We start from the raw sequence: 16477 nt of genomic DNA on the forward strand, positions 1-16477 counted from the left end.
ACGAGAACCAACATTTGCACCATGAGTAACCATACCTTTTTGTGGCATGACTACGAAACCTTCGGCGCCGTGCCACGCCGTGATCGCCCAGCCCAGTTTGCCGCCATCCGTACCGACGCAGAGCTGAACGAAATCGGCGAGCCGATCATGCTGTTCTGCCAGCCAGCCAACGACTACCTTCCCGACCCGGTCGCCTGCCTGATCACCGGCATTACTCCACAGCAAGCCTTGCAGCAGGGTGTGCCGGAACACAAGTTCGCGGCGACGGTCGAGAAAGCCTTTTCGGAGCCTGGCACCATAGGCGTAGGCTACAACACTATCCGATTCGACGATGAAGTGACGCGCTTCTTGTTTTGGCGCAACTTAATCGACCCGTATGCGCGCGAATGGCAGAACCAGTGCGGACGCTGGGATTTGCTGGATGTGGTGCGGATGACCTATGCGCTGCGCCCCGAAGGTATTGAGTGGCCTCTTAATGATAGCGGTAAACCGAGCTTCAAGCTTGAGCATTTGACCAGGGCCAATGGCCTGGTGCACGAGGCGGCGCACGATGCCTTGTCCGACGTGCGCGCCACCATTGCGCTGGCCCGTCTGATCCGCCAGAAGCACCCGAAGCTGTTCGATTTCTGCCTGGCCTTGCACAAGAAGGATCGCGTGGCGGAGGAGATCGGCCTGCACCTGGCGGCAAACCTGCGCCAGCCTTTCCTGCACGTGTCGGGCATGTTCCCGGCGGAGCGCGGCTGCCTGGCGCTGGTGTGGCCATTGGCGCCGCATCCGTCGAACAAGAATGAGCTGCTGGTGTGGGATTGTTCGTATGATCCGCAGGAATTGTTTGCGCTGGATGCCGATACCATCCGCATCCGCATGTTCACCCGCTCCGATGCCATGCCGGAGGGGATGTCGCGCTTGCCGATCAAGAGCATCCACTTGAATAAGTCGCCGATGCTGGTGTCGAACCTGAAAACGCTGCGGCCGGAATTGGCCGAGCGCTGGGGACTGGACCTGGAGGCGGCGCGGGCCCATGCGGCGCGTGCGGCTGCCGGCCCCGATATGACGGCGATCTGGGAGCAGGTGTTCTGGCGCCCGGCTGCCGAGCCGGCGGATGTGGATGAAGATTTGTACGGTGGCTTTGTGGGCAATGGCGATAAGCGCTTGCTGGAATCTCTGCGGCGCGAACATCCGGCCAAGCTGGCGTCGGCATCGCCGCATTTCCAGGATGAGCGGCTGGGGGAGCTGCTGTTCCGCTATCGCGCGCGTAATTTCCCGCAGACTTTGTCCGAGGAGGAGTTTGAACATTGGGAGCAGCATCGCGCGGCGCGCCTGTTTGAAGGCGCTGGCGGGGCGCGCACGGTCGATGAGCTGTTCTCGGAACTGGACCGCCTTGGCGCGGAGACCGATGAGCGGGGGCAGGAAGTGCTGGCTGCCTTGTACGACTACGTGGAGATGATTGCGCCGGAGCGCTATTAAAACCGGTAACCCGGTCGGATGGCCGCCCCGTCTGACCCGCGGGGCTCAGACACCCTGCCCGCGACCGCCGCGGATTGGTGTCAGACCCTGCGGGTCTGGCACTGGTTTACCGGTTTTAGGCGCGGTGAGCGTTAATCGCGTCGCGCGTCTCTTGCGCCACGCGGCGTGCAGCAGCAGCGAAGTCCTCACCACCCTGCTGCGTCGCGTACAAGATCGCCCGCGAAGAGTTGATCATCATGCCCGTGCCGTTATAGGTACGGCCGGCCCTCACCGTCGCCTCAATATCCCCGCCCTGCGCGCCAATCCCCGGCACCAGCAGCGGCATATCGCCCACAATCCCGCGCACCTGCGCCAGCTCTTCCGGGAAGGTCGCGCCCACCACCAGCGCGCACTGGCCGTTGGCATTCCACTTCTCCGCCACCAGTTTGGCAACGTGCTGGTACAACGGCTTGCCGTCCACCTTCAGGAACTGCAGGTCCGAGCCGCCCGCATTGGATGTGCGGCACAAGATGATCACACCACGGTCGCTCCACTCCATGTACGGCTCAACAGTGTCCGACCCCATATAGGGATTCACAGTCACGGCATCCGCGCCATAGCGGTCGAAGGCCTCGCGCGCATACTGCTTGGCGGTGGCGCCGATGTCGCCGCGCTTGGCGTCCAGGATCATCGGGATATGCGGGTAGTTTTCTTTTGCGTAGGCGCAGATCTTTTCCAGCTGGTCTTCCGCCCCAAGCGCCGCGAAATAGGCGATCTGCGGCTTGAAGGAGCACGCCAGGTCGGCGGTAGCGTCGATGATCTCGGTGCAGAACTGATAAATGCCTTGCGGGTTATTCTGGAATTGCGCAGGCAGGCGCGCCATGTCCGGGTCCAGGCCAACGCACAGCAGGGAATCGTTGGCTGCCCAGGCAGCGGAAAGTTTATCGATAAATGTCACGGCGGACCTCTTTTTTCTTTTCGTTGCAAACCCACCATTATAACGGGCGGCGATGTGCGCCTTGCGCCAAGCAATTGCGTGTATATTTCGATAATACGTTCCAGGGAGCGAATAATGCGAAAAATTCTGGCAGTGAGTGTGCTGGCTTGCGTTTTCCTGTCCGGCTGCGGCTACAACGAGTTCCAGGCGAAGGACGAAGCGGTCAAGGCCCAATGGGGCGAGGTGGTCAACCAGTACCAGCGGCGGGCCGATTTGATCCCGAACCTGGTCAATACGGTGAAGGGCTATGCCTCGCACGAGCGCGAGACGCTGGAGGCGGTCACCAGGGCGCGCGCTTCGGCCACCAGCGTGCAGGTGACGCCGGACGTGCTGAATAACCCCGGCGCCTTGCAAAAGTTCCAGCAGGCGCAGGGTGAGCTGACCAACGCCCTGTCGCGCCTCATGGTGGTGGCGGAAAAATATCCCGACCTGAAGGCGGATGCCAGTTTCCGCGACCTGCAGTCGCAGCTCGAGGGTACGGAAAACCGCATCACCGTGGCGCGCCAGCGCTATATCGCTTCTGTACAGGACTTCAACGTCCTGGCGCGGCGCTTCCCGACCAACCTGACCGCCAAAATGTTCGGCTATGACGTGAAGCCCAGCTTTACGGTCGAGAATGAGAAATCCATATCAACCGCGCCAACTGTGGACTTCAACAAGAAGTAAGGAGCTTCCATGGCCAGTCCTCCCCGGCAAACACGCGGTGGCGGCAAAGGTTCCAGCCGCGACGAAGATCGATTGAGCGATCCTTTGCTCGATCGCGATCTTGCGCGGCGCACGGGCGGGCTGACGGAACATGCAAGGCGCTGGTCAATTTTGCCTGGGTCGCCTTGGCTTCGCGTGGTGATCGGGCTGGCGGTACTGGCGCTGCTGGTGCTCGTAGTGAGCGGCGCCCGGACGGCCGACGGTTTCGTGGCCGTGCCGCCGCACGCTGCACGCGTGACCGACCAGGTTGGAATGCTGACGTCGGAGCAGCGCTCGGCGCTTGATGCTGCGCTGGCCAATTATGAACGCAGGACCGGCAGCCAGATCGCCGTGCTGCTCATACCTTCCACCGCACCCGAAGCAATCGAGCAATACAGCATTCGCGTGGCGGATGCCTGGAAGCTGGGGCGCAAGGGCGTTGATGACGGCGTGCTGCTGGTGGTGGCGAAGGATAACCCTTCCTCACTGCGCCGCCTGCGGATCGAGGCGGGCCGCGGCGTGCAAGGCTCGCTGACGGATGCGCAGTCGAAGCGGGTTTTACAGGATGTGATTGCGCCACGTTTTCGGCAAGGGGATTTTTACGGTGGCCTCACGGCGGGCGTGAACGCGATAGAGTCGATCATCGGCAAGGAGCGCTTGCCTGCTCCGTCCGGCGGATCGCCAGGAGGTCCCACGACGGCCGGCAGTACGGCGCCGGCAGGCGCGGCGGCGAGCGGCGCAGGATCGGGGGACGCGGCATCGGCCGGTGTGGCGGGCATGGCGGCGGCAGCCGGCGCCGGGGCGATTCCCGGCACTGGCGCGGACGAAGGCGCGCGCGCAGGCACTGGCGGAAATGCTGGCGCTGGCCAGGACCAAAGCGGGAATGCCGCGGGCCGCGGCAGCGCGAACGATGATGGCGGCGTGCGAGGCGGCGCGCAGCGCGGCGATCGCGACAGGAATGGCAACGGCCACTCGTCAGGCTGGCTGTGGCCACTGCTGCTATTTGGCGTCTTCGTGATCCTGCCTCTGGTGCGGGGCTCGCGGCGCGGGCTGCGGAGCGGGGGCTGGGGCTCGAATGCCTCGGGCGTCTTGATTGGCGCAGCGCTGGGCAACGCTTTGAATGCTGCGGCACACCGTGGCGGCGGCAGCTTTGGCGGCGGTGGTTTCGGTGGCGGGGATTTCGGCGGCGGTGGCGGCTTCAGTGGCGGCGGCGGAACCTTCGACGGCGGCGGCGCCTCGGGAGACTGGTGATGGCAAACCTACCTGCAACCTTCTTTGGCCGCTGCAAGCGCGCGCTGCATCACATGCGGCACGGCACCGCCCATGGCAAACAGCTCTTCCCAACCGCCACGCTGCAAGCAATCGAACAAGCCATCACGCAAGGCGAGCAACGCCACCGCGCCGAAGTGCGCGTGATCGTGGAGCCGGGGCTGGACGCCCGCTCAGCCTTCAACAACACCAGCAACCGCCAGCGCGCCCGCGCCCTGTTCGCCCAATACGGCGTATGGGATACCGAAGAAAACTGCGGGGTCCTCATCTACATCAACCTCGCCGCACGCGAAGTCGACATCGTGGCCGACCGCCATGTCGGGCGCCTGGTCTCCGAAGCCGAATGGCAAACGATCTGCCGCACCATGACCAGCGGCTTCGCCCAGGGCGATTACCACGCCAGCACCTTGTCCGCACTGGAGCAGCTGAACACCCTGCTGGCCCGCCACTACCCCTCCGACGGCAAGCGCCCCAACCAACTGCCCAACGACGCGGTCATCCTCTAAAATAAGCTTCCTAACCGACAAGCGGAAGCGATATGAAATTAACGAATAAAGTAGCCATCGTCACCGGCGCCACCCAGGGTATCGGCCTGGCTTGCGCCCAGCGCCTCATTACCGAAGGGGCCAAGGTCATGCTGGTGGACATCAAGCCGGAAGGCGCCCAGGCTGCGGAAGCGCTGGGCGACCAGGCCCGCTTCTTCGCCGCCGACGTCAGCCAGAAGTCCGACGTGGACGCGATGGTGGCCGCCACCCTGGCAGCCTTCGGCCGCGTCGACATTCTGGTCAACAACGCCGGCGTGACGCATAAGTGCAGCTTCCTCGACCTGGCGGAAGCCGATTTCGACCGCGTACTGGGCATCAACCTGAAATCCATGTTCCTCTGCAGCCAGGCCGTGGCGCGAGAAATGGTCAAGCAGCAGAGCGGCTGCATTATCAATATGTCAAGTGTGAACTCGGAACTGGCGATTCCGGACCAGGTGCCCTACGTCGTGTCGAAAGGCGGCGTCAACCAGTTGACCAAGGTCATGTCGCTCAACCTGGCCCCGTATGGCATCCGTGTCAACGGCATTGGACCCGGCACCATCCTGACCGAACTGGCGAAACAGGCGGTCCTGGCCAGCCCGGAAGCCAAACGCACCATTTTGTCGCGCACTCCTTTGGGGCGTTGCGGCGAGCCGGAAGAGGTCGCCTCCATCTGCGCTTTCCTTGCCAGCGAGGATGCCAGCTACATGACCGGACAGACGCTATTCGTTGATGGTGGCCGCATGGCGCTGAATTACGTGGTACCGGTGAAAGAATAGTTATACGTTTTTTGAATAACGCATATCGAAATTCGAAATTGGACTAATATGTGGCAGCGCACCATAATTGCACATGTCTCCACTATTCTCCTCCAAGAAAATAGTTTAAGCCCGCTTTAACCAGCGGGCTTTTTTTTTGGCTTTTTTGATTACAATCGGGAAAGCGAGGAGGGGCTGCGGTGGAGAGACTGTTGAACCGGCTGAAGCTTTGGCAGCGTTTTGCGTTGCTCGGACTCATGGGTGTCCTGCTGGTCGCCCCTCCCTTCTACCTGTTCCTGTCCGAAAATAGCCGTAACCTGCATTTCTCTGCCGCCGAACAGGCAGGCCTGAAACCCGGCGCCCAGGCGCTCGATCTCCTGCAAAGCCTGCAGCAGCACCGCGGCCTGTCCGCGGCCTTCGTCGGTGCGGGGCAACTGGCCAGCGAACGCAGCGCCAAGGAAGCCGAAGTCAACGGCCTGCTGCTGGGTATGTCAGCCCTGCTGGCTGCGGGCGACGGACAGGACCGCAAGATGTTTGCCCGTATCCGCGATGAGTGGACCGCGCTGGCGCGCGACGTCAGCACCCGCAGCCTGTCCACGGTCGACAGCTACGAGCGCCACACGGCCCTGTGCGAATTCACCCTGCTGTTCATCGAACAGCTGGCCGACCAGTCCGGCCTGTCGCTCGATCCCGACGCCGATTGCTATTACCTGATGCGCGCCACCTATTTCGACTTGCCGCGCGTGGCGGAAGACCTGGGACAGATGCGCGCGCGCGGCGCCGGCTTCCTCGCCACCCGCAAGATCGATATCGAAGGCCGGGCCATCATGTACAGCCTGCTCAGCAAGGCGCGCCATGCCAGCGCCAGCATGCTGCGCACCATCGCCAAGGCTGCTGCCGCCAATCCCACGCTCAAGCCGAAGCTCGATCCGCCGGTCGCAGCGGCCAGCACAGCCGCCGCCGAAGTGACCGAGCTGGCGCGTACCCGCATCGTCATGGCCGGTACGCTGGACTATGCCGCCCCCGATTACATCGCCGCCGCCACGCGCGCAATCGACCAGCAGTTCAGCGCCGCCGACGCGGCTTATGCCCTGCTTTCCGCCCATATCGCGCAGCGCTTGAAACAGCAGGAAGAAACGCGCGCGCTGCTGGCCGGAGGCGTGCTCGCCATCTCCCTGCTGGCGATCCTGGTCGGCTATGCCATCAGCCACCATCTGGTGTGGCAAATCGGCGGCGAGCCCTCCGCGGTCTGCACCGTACTGCAACAAGTAGCGCAAGGCGACCTGACGCAACGCATGCAGCTGCACAAGGATGACCGCAGCAGCCTGGCCTTCATGGTGCAGGACATGGCGCAGCGCCTGCACGCCACCGTCACCAGTGTGCGCCAGTCGGCCGATGCGCTGGCCAATGCGGCGGCCCAGGCCAGCGCCACCGCGCAGGCGCTCAGCACCAGCTCCACCGAGCAAGCGGCCAGCGTGGAGCAAACCAGCGCTTCCATCGAAGAGATGAGCGCATCGATTTTCCAGAACCACGAGAATTCGCGCGTCACCGACGCCATGGCTGCGCGCGTGGCCGGCTATGCGGTGGAAGGCGGCGACGCCGTCGCGCGTACCGTCACGGCAATGCAGCAGATCACCAGGGAAATCGCCATCATCGACGATATCGCCTACCAGACCAACCTGCTGGCGCTGAATGCCGCCATTGAAGCGGCGCGCGCCGGCGAACATGGCCGGGGCTTCGCCGTGGTAGCGGCGGAAGTGCGCAAGCTGGCCGAACGCAGCCAGGCCGCCGCGCAGGAAATCAGCGGCGTGGCGCAGGACAGCGTGGCCGTGGCCAACCTGGCCGGCAAGCTGCTCAAGGAAATCGTGCCGGGCATCCGCAAGACTTCCGAGCTGGTGCAGGAAATCAATGCAGCGTCGCGTGAACAGAGCAGCGGCGCCAGCCAGATCAGCGTGGCGATCAACCAGCTGAGCGAAACCACCCAGCGCAACGCAGCGGCCGCCGAACAGCTGGCGGCAACCGCGGAAGAACTGGCCGGGCAAGCCGACACCCTGCTCGATGCCGTCGCGTTCTTCAAAGTGTGAACAAAGCTTGATTTATGTCATGGCGCCGTCACACGCAATCCCTATAATGGACACATCTGAGACACACGCAATCGATATGCGTGGTCGCAGAAGGTGCGCCGGCCTTGTGCCGGCGCAACCGCTTCTGTGGTACCTTCCCGTCCATGCAAAATTTCCTGACCCGGCTGTTCCTCAGCGACGACCATGCGCGCCTGCGCTTCTGGGGCGCCATCACGCTCTTCGTTCTCAACTGCATCATCGGCTCGATTCCCGGCGCACGCGCTGAAGCTGCCGAGTACGCCAGCGGCGTGGTCCTGCATAGCTGCGGCTACTCCGGGCTTGCTTTCCTGCTGTTCACCGGCTGCCAGGGTGTGCCGGCGCAGCGCGCACTGAAGGCCGTGTTTGGCGTCGCCATCATGGGCGCCATCGATGAGTTCATCCAGACTTTCTTCCCCTACCGCCACGGCTCGGTCGATGACTGGCTGGTCGACATGGCAGCCGCGATCATTGCCTCGACGCTGATGTGGGCCTTGTGGAGCCTGCGCAAACGCCCGGCCGCTTGACGTGCGTCGGCGGTTTGCATAAGGGCGTACACTTCCCCGGCGCGCGGACCTTATCGCTAACTTTTGGGGAGGATGTATGAAACTTTCCGTAATTGTGCTGGTGAGCCTGGCCCTGGCGGGTTGCGCCCATGACAGCAGCAACAAAACCGCCAGCATGAATGAAGGCAGTACCGCCAACCAGACCGCAGCCAACTGGGACGGCGTGGTGGAATCCATCGACCCGGCCGGTTCCATGTCGGCCGGCGGCGCAGTGGGCGCGGCGGCGGCCGGCGCCGGCAGCGGCTACCGTGTCGTCGTGAAGAAAGCGGACGGCTCGACCGAAACCATCAATGTGGACAGCATGCCCAGCTATCGCGTGGGCGACAACGTCCGCTATTCGAATGGCGCGCTGAACGCCAGCCCGAAATATTAATAAACCTTCTCAACCTGGTAGCCGTGCTGGCGCAGCAAGGCCGGCACGCCTTTATCACCCACCAGGTGCAGCAGGCCGATGCCGATGAAGGCGTCGCCCTTGCGCATGATGGCTTCGATGCTGGCGGCCATCTCGGGATTGCGCTTGCCCAGCAAGGTAGCGTCCATGAAGCGGGCTGAGACGGTGTCGCCCGTGGTCAGCTCACGCGTGAGCGCTGCGATGCGGCTGGCGTCGGCCTTGCCCCAGGCTTCGACCAGGCCGGCCGATTTGCGCAGCGCCGCGCCGCTTTCGATATCGGCGATATTCTCCAGCAGGTAGGCTTCCTGCTGCGCGTCATCCATCGCACCGAACAGGCTCAGCTGGTAATCGGCGGTTTCCAGTTCCTGCAGGGGCTTCTTCTGCTGCGCGGCGTTGCTCAGCAAATAGCTTTCCACGCCCAAACCGCGGTTGAAGCCGCTCTTCTCGATCTCCTGCCCCACCAGGATATTCGCCACCACCCAGGGGCGGTAGTGCTCGACGCTCGTCAGCGGCAGCTTGACCTTGTCCAGCGCCAGCTGCAGCTTGGCCAGCGCGGCAGGCGACAGGTGTTCACTGATGGTGTGGCCGGCCGGATACTGGCCGTGGCGCTCCAGCGCACGGTAGTAAGGGCCGCTGGCGCGCACGTCGAGTTCCAGCACCAGTGAACTGGATTTCGCCAGCGCTTCGGTGACTTGCGGCTCCAGTGGGAAAAAGTCCTGCTTGCCCACGTGGATGGTGCCGAACAGGTAAGAAGTTTTGCCCTCGTGGTGCACGCGATACAGCGCGCCGCGGCGCGGCACATCGTTGAGCTGGATCGCATCCGCGGGCGCGGCGGCAGGCGCCGGCGGGATACTCATATCCATACTGTGTGCCGACAGGGAAAAGGTCAATGCAGTCAGGAAGGCAAGCTTGCGGAACATGGCATCTTTTCAAGGATGCCTGTGTCGCAGCCAGGCATGGGCTGAAGGCTTCCGCTGCGAAAGCCTTGTTGCCCATGGTACGGTTAATTGCTGCCGTAAGGCAATACTCGTTTCGTCAAGAAATGCCCACTTTTGCGCAAACTATTGCGCCAATTCCACAAGGACGGCCGTATACATTTCCAGGTTGAGCATTAGTTGTTTTTCCGTTATGAACTCGTGCTCGGAATGGCCGGTGTAGACTTTGCCCGGCATGGCAGGACCAAAGCTGACCGCACGCGGGAACAGGCGCGAATTGGTGCCGCCGCCGATGGAAATCGGCTTCGCATCCTGGATGCCGGTGTAGTGCGAGAACACCTTCATCAGCGTCGGCAGTTGCGGTGCGTTGTCCTGCACCCATGGTTCGCCAATCTGCGCGGCCAGCGTGGCGCGCGGCTGGTTCTTTTCCTTCCAGGCCTCGAAAGCGGCATTGATTTCCGACGTCAGTGCGGCGGTCGTTTTTCCGCGCGGGCGGCGCAGGTTGATGCCCAGGGTCAGGCCCTTGTCCGTTTGCTTGAGCGTAGTCGGCGACACCGTCATCGGGCCCATGAATTCATCGGCGTAGGCGATCTTGCCGAATTTTTCGCCGGTCAGGCTGGTGCCGATCATGTCGTTGACGAAATCGACCATCATGCCGGCCTGGCTGCCGCCCCAGTGCTGCACGTTCAGCGCGTCGGCCAGCATGGCGATGGCGTTCACGCCGTCTTCCGGCTTGGACGAGTGCGCGGACAGGCCCTTGGCGCTAATCGCCAGGCGCTTGCCTTGCCATGCGTATTGATACTGCATGCCTTTCTGCTGCGCGGCGCGGGCGCGGATGGCCTCTTCCAGCTGGGCATCGGCGTTGTCGATTGCGGCGCGCGCGTCTTCCGGAATCTGGCTATCGAAGAAGCCGCCGGTGAAGCTGGCGACCAGCGGTGTGCTGCCCGGCGCGGACGGCATGTCAGGCAAGGTCACGCGCACGGCGCCCCAGCCCTTCTCCGCCGTCACGGCCGGATATTCGGCATCGATGGTGATATTCGTTTGCGGCGGCGTGTGCTCCTTGAGGAAGGCTTCCAGCGGGCCCCAGTTCGATTCTTCGGCCATGTAGATATACAGCTCGATGCGTTTTTTCAGCGGCACCTTGCGGTCCTTGATCGCCTTCATCGCGTACATGGCCGTGGCGATCGGGCCCTTGTCGTCCTCGGTGCCGCGCCCCAGCAGCAGCCCAGGTTCGCTGGTGCGATCGAGCTTGAACGGCGACTGCTTCCATTTGCTGGGGTCGACCGGCTGCACGTCGCCGTGCGTGATCACGCCGACACGTTCCTTGCTCTCGCCCAGGCCCACCACCATCACATAGCCGTAATCGTTAAAGTCCAGCCCCAGGTCCTTCGCTTCCTGCCTGATGAAGCGCTTGAAGCCGATGGTTTGCGGGTTTTTCTCGAACGGTACCTTCTCGTCCGCGACGGTGTTGAAGCTGACCATGGTGGCCAGGCTGCCGATCACCTTTTCGCCGTAAGCCTGGCGGGCGTGGCGCGCGGCGGCGGTGGCGGCGGGGCTGACCGGGGTGGCGGCTTGGGCGGTGGCGCAGGCCAGCAATGCGGATAGTGCGAGTCTCTTGATCATTGTGTTTATCGGTAGTTGGACAGGATGTGGTTGATGGCGCCCTCGCGCAGCAATTCGGTAATGGCCGCTTCGACTTCCGCCAGCGGCACGCTGCTTCGGACGGAAAGCGCGCAGCGCGTCAGTTGCTGCTTGAGCACCAGCGGCGGATGGGCAGCGAATTTCGCGCCCTGCTGTAACTGATAGTCATAAAACGCCTTGTCGACAATCATGTGATGGACACGGCCAAGCTGGAACTTCCACAAATTGGCCTGCGCCGAAGGGGCATCGGAGCGAATGAAATCGCTGCCCAGCGCATGCTCCATTTCAGGGTAGGCGAAACCAAGCACGGTGCCCACCGGCTGGCCGCGCACGTCGGCCGGCGCATGGGGCCGGGGCAAGGACGCTGCCGAAACCAGCAATTCCGATTGCGGGAAAAACGCCTGCGTCCATTGGTGACGCCCATCCAGCCACTCGGGCTGGTAAGTGCACAGGATGTCGGCGCGGCCAGATTCCATAGCTTGTGCAAGCCGCTTGCGGGGCAGGACTTCGGTCACCAGCTCGCGGTGCAGCTTGAGCGCCAGTGCTTTGCCCAGGTCAAGGTGGACACCGCCAACCAGCTTGCCGTCGCGGATATCGGCCATGGGCATGTCGACGCTGGTCGCGACCAGGACTTTCAGTTGGCCCGCTTGTGCCAATCCCATGGCCAGGCAGCAAAATAGCAATGTGCAAATCACCTTCATGCAGGGATATTAACCGATCCAATTATTGATAGTTGGACAGGATTCTGGCGATGGCTCCCTCATCGACCAATTCGGCGATCGCATTATTGACCTCTTCCAGCGTGACGCTGCTGTTATGCGACAAGGCGCAACGCGTCAGGTACTGCCGGATCGCCAGCGGCGGATGCACGCTCAGCTTATCCCCCTGCCGCAGGCGGTAGTCGTAGAAAATCTTGATGGTGGCCACATGCGCGATGCGGCCGGCCGCCAGCTTGCGCAGGTTGATGGCGTTGGAGCTCACGTCGGCGCGCCGGAAATGCATGCCCAGCGCCACCTCCAGCTCGGGATAGCTGTAGCCGAGCACCGTGCCGATCGGCCGGTCGGCCAGGTCCAGCAGGTCTTGCGGCGCCGGCGCGTTGAGCGCGCTCACCAGCAATTCGGTTTGCGGGAAGAAGGGCTGCGTCCACTGGTAGTGGCCCGGCAGCCATTGCGGCAGGTACAGGCAAAGCAGATCGCCCTGGCCCGAATCCAGCGCCATCGCAATGCGCTTGCGCGGCAGGACCTGGGTGACCAGGTCGCGGTTCAATTTGCGCGCCAGCGCCTTGGCCAGGTCGAAATGGATGCCGCCGCGCAGGCGGGCGCCATCGATATCGGCCAGGGGCATTTCGGTACTGGTGTCGACCAGCACGACCAGTTCGGCGGCGGGCGCCGACGCAGTGGCCAGGAGTGCTGCGAACAGTACGGAATTGGCTTTCATGGGGAAATATTACCCCACCAGCAGGCTTTTGGTTTCGGTGCTATCCTGCTCCGCCTTGACGTCCTCTCCGCCCTAAAGGACGGAGATTCCTGCAACCAGCGTCGCACGTCCGCGACGGAGAATGTTTTTCGCAGCGTTGAAATCACGATCATGTGCCGCACCGCAATCACTGCACATCCACTCTCTTATTCCAAGGCCTGCGATACCTCTCGGCCTCGAATCGGGCAGTGCGCCACAGTTCGAGCAGGTCTGGGTGGTGAAGCGTTCGTCGACTTCGATATACCGCGCGCCATGCCTAACGGCCTTGTACGCCAGCATTTTTCGGAAAGACGACCAGCCTGCATCAAGCACGGACTTCGCCAGGCTGGTTTGGGCGAGTCCACTGGCATTGATATTGCCGACAGCAATGTGATCGAAAGCTTTGGCGATCTCCACTGCTCGATTATGCAAGAAGTCCATTCTGCGGCGAGCAGTGCGCGCGTGGATAGCCTTAATACGCCGTCGTTTATGCGCTCGCTGCGCCACCGCCAGCGCCGCCTCGGCCTCTCGGTAAAGTCCAAGAGCCGGAACCTTTTTGCCATTCGACAGTGTGGCAAGATCCTTCAAACCCAAGTCAATACCGACGCCTTGGTCGATCGGACGCAATGGTGGGTCAGCAACCTCCATCACGATATTAAGGAACCAGTTGCCACGGCTATCGCAGGAAAAGCAGGTTCCGTCCTTAATCTTGCCTTCAGGCAGGGGGCGCGAGTAGAACACGCGGAAAGTATTGCCTGCGAAGCGAAACGCATTACCTTCCCGATGCAGGTCGCGTCCTTTCAGCGGAACCCAACCCAAGGATTTGCGACCGCGATATCGAAGGAATGGTCGCCGGTGTTGCGAGCGGGATTTCGCGAACTGTTCGCAGGTGGCATTAATGGCACCGGAATGCAGTCCCAATTCCTTGCTGCTGCCAGTCGTCAGCTTGTTCAAGTCAAATCCGGTGAGCCATGGGCGGCCGAAACGCAAGGCATCTTTCTGCCGGTCGTTGCAGTAATTCCAGACGAAGTTCACCGCGCGGCCCCACTGGTTAAGCAGTCCGTTCAGCGACTTCACGCGATAACGGCATACGATAATCATACTGTAATTTTATACAGTATTTTTAATTTGGAGCGCGCGACTCCTTCGGAGTCGGCTCCCTTCACTCCCCGCCCTGAAGGACGGGGTTTCTCGGAGCACTTCTGATGAAACAAGAGCACCACCACATCACTCCCGCCATGGTCTTGCTGCTGGCAGTCGCCAGCGGCCTGATTGCCGCCAACCTGTATTATGCCCAGCCCCTGGTGGGTCCGATCAGCGCCGCCACCGGACTCGATCCCGGCGCTGCGGGCCTGATTGTCACCCTGACGCAAATCGGCTACTGCCTTGGCCTGGCCTTCATCGTTCCGCTGGGCGACCTTCTGGAAAACCGCCGCTTGGCCGTTACGCTGCTGGGCGCTACTGCGCTGGCGCTGCTCGGGGCGGCGCTGGCAGGCAATGCTGCAGCATTTCTGGCGGCAGCGTTTTGCATTGGCCTCTGTTCGGTGGCGGCGCAAGTGCTGGTGCCGTTTGCTGCACACCTGTCAGCGACGGAGCGGCGCGGCCAAACCGTCGGCACGGTGATGAGCGGCCTGCTGATGGGGATCATGCTGGCGCGGCCGGCATCCAGCCTGGTGGCTGATGCCTTTGGCTGGCACGCGATCTTCTTCATCTCCACCGCCGCCATCGCGACGCTGGCGCTGGTGCTGCATTTCCGCCTGCCGAAGCGGGTGCCGGAAGGCGATTATCACTATGGCGCATTGCTTGCCTCCATGTGGACGTTGCTTCGCACAACACCGGTGCTGCGCCGGCGCGCGGCTTACCAGGCCTGCATGTTCGGCGCGTTCAGCCTTTTCTGGACCACGGCGCCGCTGGTGCTGGCCAGCCCCGCTTTCGGCCTGTCGCAAAGCGGCATCGCGGTGTTCGCCCTGCTGGGCGTGGCCGGAGCCATTGTCTCGCCGCTTGCCGGCAAACGGGCCGACCAGGGTAAGAGCCGCTCCAATACTCTGTGGGCGCTGCTGGCAGGCGCCGCCGCTTTCGGCGCCCCGCTGCTGGTGCATGGCGGCCGCGAATTTGCGCTTGTGTTGCTGGTGCTGTGCGGTGTCGTGCTGGATATGGGCGTGACGGCCTGCCTGGTGACGGGACAACGCGCCATCTTCGCCCTCGGCGCGGAGACGCGCAGCCGCCTGAATGGCCTGTATATCTCGATCTTTTTCGCGGGCGGTGCGCTCGGTTCATCGCTGGGTGGCTGGACCTGGGCCGATTACGGCTGGCATGGCGTGCTGCTGGCCGGCCTGCTGTTCCCGCTGCTGGCGCTGCTGCTGTTCATGACCGAGCGCCGCGCCTAGTGCGCCCAGATCCGGAATTCGCCCTGCATCTGCAGGTTGCCGTTGACGTTGACGCTGCCAAGGTTGCCGGTGACGGCGGCGGCAGGGTCATTCTGCACGCTCATTGATTCGAAGCCAAAGTTGGTGTAGCGCACTTGCGACGGCAGCGTGATGGCGATGTAGTCGCCATTGCCGTCCGGACGCGATTTCACGCTAAGGCCGATGGCGAACATGTCGATCGTCCCGCGCACATTGCGCAACACGATGTAGCGCGGCACGTCGCCATCATGGAAGCCAAGCGATAGGCGGCTGTCCGTCACCGCGCCCACCAGCGTCGGATCGTTGATGGAAATATGGGCCGCAAAACTGATACCGTCGCGCGCATTGACGCCGGAGAGCTCTTCGTCATTCAGCGGCGTGGACGGCGCCGCCTGCAGCAGGGCCGGAACGCACAGCAGCAAGGCGGCTAGTCTCTTCATTGGCGGAATTTGATATCGAGGTAGTTGATCTGGATATTGCCGATGCGCGAAGAACCCAGGTCCACATTGCCGGTCGGCGCGGTGAAGCTGATTTTCCCGATTTCGATGCCGCCGCTGGCGGCCTGGCCGCTGCCGAATTGCGCATCGGGCGGCCCAACGCTGATATGAAGGCGCGGGCCGGCTTCATCGGATTGCGCATTGATCAGGGCCGGCTGGCGTGCAGTGTCGGCAATCACCCATGGCTGGCCGGTGAAGTTGCCGTTTTCATCGGTGGCGCCGATGCGCACATTATCGAGCGCCATCTGGCCGCCGCTGTTGGCGCGCCCGTTCGGGCGCAGCGCCCATTGGCCGATGTCGGCGCGCAGTGCCACGCCCAGTGCCAGGCCATCTTGCGTGCGCGGGGTGGAGAATTGCCAGCCGCCACCGTAGAAAGCCAGGTCGCTCACGACGATCGCGCCGCCGTCGCGGCTGATGCCGTCCGCATTGACGCCGAAATCGTAGGCAAGTTGCCATTTCTGCTCGCCACTGGCGTTCAGCGGCAGGCTGAATTGCGCCACATCGGCCAGGCCGTTATTGCTGCTGACGATGTCGAAGCGGTAGGGATCGGAGAACGGCACCGCGCTGTCGCTGCGCGAGGCGCTGGGGTTGGCGGCCCAGATGCTGGCGCCGTCGGGCCGCGTATAGGTAACGCGCAAATCCCCGTTCAGGGAATAGCCATTCAGGTCGAAGCTGACGCCGTCCCGGCCGCGCACGTCGGACAGCGCGCTGTCGCTCAGCGGACGCAGGCCTTCGGCCATGGCTTGTGCCGGCGCCAGGCCGGCCAAGACGGCAAGCGCCGCCAGGGCGGCGCATCCAGCCAACATTCGC

At 62.9% G+C, this 16477-nt stretch carries 17 protein-coding genes; 9 read left to right on the forward strand and 8 right to left on the reverse strand.

Going from position 1 to position 16477, the window contains the following annotated elements:
* Window positions 1-21 precede the first annotated feature (21 nt).
* Window positions 22-1467: an exodeoxyribonuclease I gene (gene sbcB, locus GM658_RS20630; protein WP_155455947.1), complete on the forward strand. Its 1446-nt coding sequence runs from the start codon at window positions 22-24 to the stop codon at window positions 1465-1467.
* A gap of 115 nt (window positions 1468-1582) precedes the next feature.
* Here sbcB and pyrF read toward each other — a convergent pair whose 3' ends face one another.
* Window positions 1583-2404, reverse strand: coding sequence for an orotidine-5'-phosphate decarboxylase (gene pyrF, locus GM658_RS20635; protein WP_170298899.1), 822 nt, complete (start codon window positions 2402-2404; stop codon window positions 1583-1585).
* A 114-nt stretch (window positions 2405-2518) separates the two neighbouring features.
* Between pyrF and GM658_RS20640 the strand changes: the two genes are divergently transcribed.
* The 7 genes from GM658_RS20640 to GM658_RS20675 all read left to right on the forward strand — a co-directional run bounded on the left by GM658_RS20640 (window position 2519) and on the right by GM658_RS20675 (window position 8716).
* Window positions 2519-3109, forward strand: a complete 591-nt coding sequence (locus GM658_RS20640; RefSeq protein ID WP_155455948.1) for a LemA family protein — start codon at window positions 2519-2521, stop codon at window positions 3107-3109.
* 9 nt (window positions 3110-3118) lie between these two features.
* Window positions 3119-4378: a TPM domain-containing protein gene (locus tag GM658_RS29805; RefSeq protein WP_371865198.1), complete on the forward strand. Its 1260-nt coding sequence runs from the start codon at window positions 3119-3121 to the stop codon at window positions 4376-4378.
* Window positions 4378-4902 carry a TPM domain-containing protein gene (locus tag GM658_RS20655; RefSeq protein WP_155455949.1) on the forward strand — a complete coding sequence of 175 codons (525 nt, stop codon included), beginning with the start codon at window positions 4378-4380 and terminating at the stop codon, window positions 4900-4902. Before GM658_RS29805 ends, GM658_RS20655 begins: the two co-directional genes overlap by 1 nt.
* Window positions 4903-4934: 32 nt before the next feature.
* Complete coding sequence (locus tag GM658_RS20660; protein ID WP_155455950.1) at window positions 4935-5699, forward strand: SDR family NAD(P)-dependent oxidoreductase; 765 nt, start codon at window positions 4935-4937, stop codon at window positions 5697-5699.
* Between the two features lie 179 nt (window positions 5700-5878).
* Window positions 5879-7762 carry a methyl-accepting chemotaxis protein gene (locus GM658_RS20665; RefSeq protein WP_170298900.1) on the forward strand — a complete coding sequence of 628 codons (1884 nt, stop codon included), beginning with the start codon at window positions 5879-5881 and terminating at the stop codon, window positions 7760-7762.
* 143 nt (window positions 7763-7905) lie between these two features.
* Window positions 7906-8304 (forward strand): VanZ family protein, encoded by a 399-nt coding sequence (locus GM658_RS20670; RefSeq protein WP_155455952.1) that lies wholly within the window; start codon window positions 7906-7908, stop codon window positions 8302-8304.
* A 76-nt stretch (window positions 8305-8380) separates the two neighbouring features.
* Window positions 8381-8716: a hypothetical protein gene (locus GM658_RS20675; RefSeq protein ID WP_155455953.1), complete on the forward strand. Its 336-nt coding sequence runs from the start codon at window positions 8381-8383 to the stop codon at window positions 8714-8716.
* On the opposite strand, the gene GM658_RS20680 is transcribed toward GM658_RS20675, so the two are convergent.
* The 5 genes from GM658_RS20680 to GM658_RS20700 all read right to left on the reverse strand — a co-directional run bounded on the left by GM658_RS20680 (window position 8713) and on the right by GM658_RS20700 (window position 13866).
* On the reverse strand, window positions 8713-9654 hold the full coding sequence (locus GM658_RS20680) for a TraB/GumN family protein (protein WP_229416993.1): 942 nt from the start codon (window positions 9652-9654) through the stop codon (window positions 8713-8715). The two genes, GM658_RS20675 and GM658_RS20680, sit on opposite strands and share 4 nt — an antisense overlap.
* Before the next feature lie 141 nt (window positions 9655-9795).
* Window positions 9796-11292: a dipeptidase gene (locus tag GM658_RS20685; protein WP_155455954.1), complete on the reverse strand. Its 1497-nt coding sequence runs from the start codon at window positions 11290-11292 to the stop codon at window positions 9796-9798.
* Window positions 11293-11297: 5 nt separating this feature from the next.
* On the reverse strand, window positions 11298-11972 hold the full coding sequence (locus tag GM658_RS20690) for a substrate-binding periplasmic protein (protein ID WP_170298901.1): 675 nt from the start codon (window positions 11970-11972) through the stop codon (window positions 11298-11300).
* 61 nt (window positions 11973-12033) lie between these two features.
* Window positions 12034-12747, reverse strand: coding sequence for a substrate-binding periplasmic protein (locus GM658_RS20695; protein ID WP_155455956.1), 714 nt, complete (start codon window positions 12745-12747; stop codon window positions 12034-12036).
* A 72-nt stretch (window positions 12748-12819) separates the two neighbouring features.
* A complete protein-coding gene (locus GM658_RS20700; RefSeq protein WP_155455957.1) occupies window positions 12820-13866 on the reverse strand; it encodes an RNA-guided endonuclease InsQ/TnpB family protein in 1047 nt (348 codons plus the stop codon).
* Between the two features lie 104 nt (window positions 13867-13970).
* On the opposite strand from GM658_RS20700, the gene GM658_RS20705 reads away from it, so the two are divergent.
* Window positions 13971-15152 carry an MFS transporter gene (locus tag GM658_RS20705; protein ID WP_229416994.1) on the forward strand — a complete coding sequence of 394 codons (1182 nt, stop codon included), beginning with the start codon at window positions 13971-13973 and terminating at the stop codon, window positions 15150-15152.
* Here GM658_RS20705 and GM658_RS20710 read toward each other — a convergent pair.
* Both GM658_RS20710 and GM658_RS20715 read right to left on the reverse strand, forming a co-directional pair.
* Complete coding sequence (locus GM658_RS20710; RefSeq protein ID WP_155455958.1) at window positions 15149-15610, reverse strand: hypothetical protein; 462 nt, start codon at window positions 15608-15610, stop codon at window positions 15149-15151. The genes GM658_RS20705 and GM658_RS20710 overlap by 4 nt on opposite strands.
* A complete protein-coding gene (locus GM658_RS20715; RefSeq protein ID WP_229416995.1) occupies window positions 15607-16473 on the reverse strand; it encodes a DUF6160 family protein in 867 nt (288 codons plus the stop codon). The genes GM658_RS20710 and GM658_RS20715 overlap by 4 nt, the downstream gene beginning before the upstream one ends.
* Window positions 16474-16477: the final 4 nt, after the last annotated feature.

Origin of the sequence: Massilia eburnea, assembly GCF_009720745.1 — a bacterium.
Lineage (GTDB): Bacteria > Pseudomonadota > Gammaproteobacteria > Burkholderiales > Burkholderiaceae_D > Rugamonas > Rugamonas eburnea.

What these genes read in the sequence shown, in the direction of transcription:
- sbcB (WP_155455947.1), top strand. Translation starts at nt 22, where the DNA reads ATGAGTAACCATACCTTTTTGTGGCATGACTACGAAACCTTCGGCGCC.
- GM658_RS29805 (WP_371865198.1), top strand. Translation starts at nt 3,119, where the DNA reads ATGGCCAGTCCTCCCCGGCAAACACGCGGTGGCGGCAAAGGTTCCAGC.
- GM658_RS20715 (WP_229416995.1), bottom strand. Translation starts at nt 16,473, where the DNA reads ATGTTGGCTGGATGCGCCGCCCTGGCGGCGCTTGCCGTCTTGGCCGGC.
- GM658_RS20695 (WP_155455956.1), bottom strand. Translation starts at nt 12,747, where the DNA reads ATGAAAGCCAATTCCGTACTGTTCGCAGCACTCCTGGCCACTGCGTCG.
- GM658_RS20670 (WP_155455952.1), top strand. Translation starts at nt 7,906, where the DNA reads ATGCAAAATTTCCTGACCCGGCTGTTCCTCAGCGACGACCATGCGCGC.
- GM658_RS20690 (WP_170298901.1), bottom strand. Translation starts at nt 11,972, where the DNA reads ATGGGATTGGCACAAGCGGGCCAACTGAAAGTCCTGGTCGCGACCAGC.
- GM658_RS20655 (WP_155455949.1), top strand. Translation starts at nt 4,378, where the DNA reads ATGGCAAACCTACCTGCAACCTTCTTTGGCCGCTGCAAGCGCGCGCTG.
- GM658_RS20675 (WP_155455953.1), top strand. Translation starts at nt 8,381, where the DNA reads ATGAAACTTTCCGTAATTGTGCTGGTGAGCCTGGCCCTGGCGGGTTGC.
- GM658_RS20680 (WP_229416993.1), bottom strand. Translation starts at nt 9,654, where the DNA reads ATGTTCCGCAAGCTTGCCTTCCTGACTGCATTGACCTTTTCCCTGTCG.
- GM658_RS20685 (WP_155455954.1), bottom strand. Translation starts at nt 11,292, where the DNA reads ATGATCAAGAGACTCGCACTATCCGCATTGCTGGCCTGCGCCACCGCC.
- GM658_RS20640 (WP_155455948.1), top strand. Translation starts at nt 2,519, where the DNA reads ATGCGAAAAATTCTGGCAGTGAGTGTGCTGGCTTGCGTTTTCCTGTCC.
- GM658_RS20705 (WP_229416994.1), top strand. Translation starts at nt 13,971, where the DNA reads ATGAAACAAGAGCACCACCACATCACTCCCGCCATGGTCTTGCTGCTG.
- GM658_RS20700 (WP_155455957.1), bottom strand. Translation starts at nt 13,866, where the DNA reads ATGATTATCGTATGCCGTTATCGCGTGAAGTCGCTGAACGGACTGCTT.
- GM658_RS20660 (WP_155455950.1), top strand. Translation starts at nt 4,935, where the DNA reads ATGAAATTAACGAATAAAGTAGCCATCGTCACCGGCGCCACCCAGGGT.
- GM658_RS20710 (WP_155455958.1), bottom strand. Translation starts at nt 15,610, where the DNA reads ATGAAGAGACTAGCCGCCTTGCTGCTGTGCGTTCCGGCCCTGCTGCAG.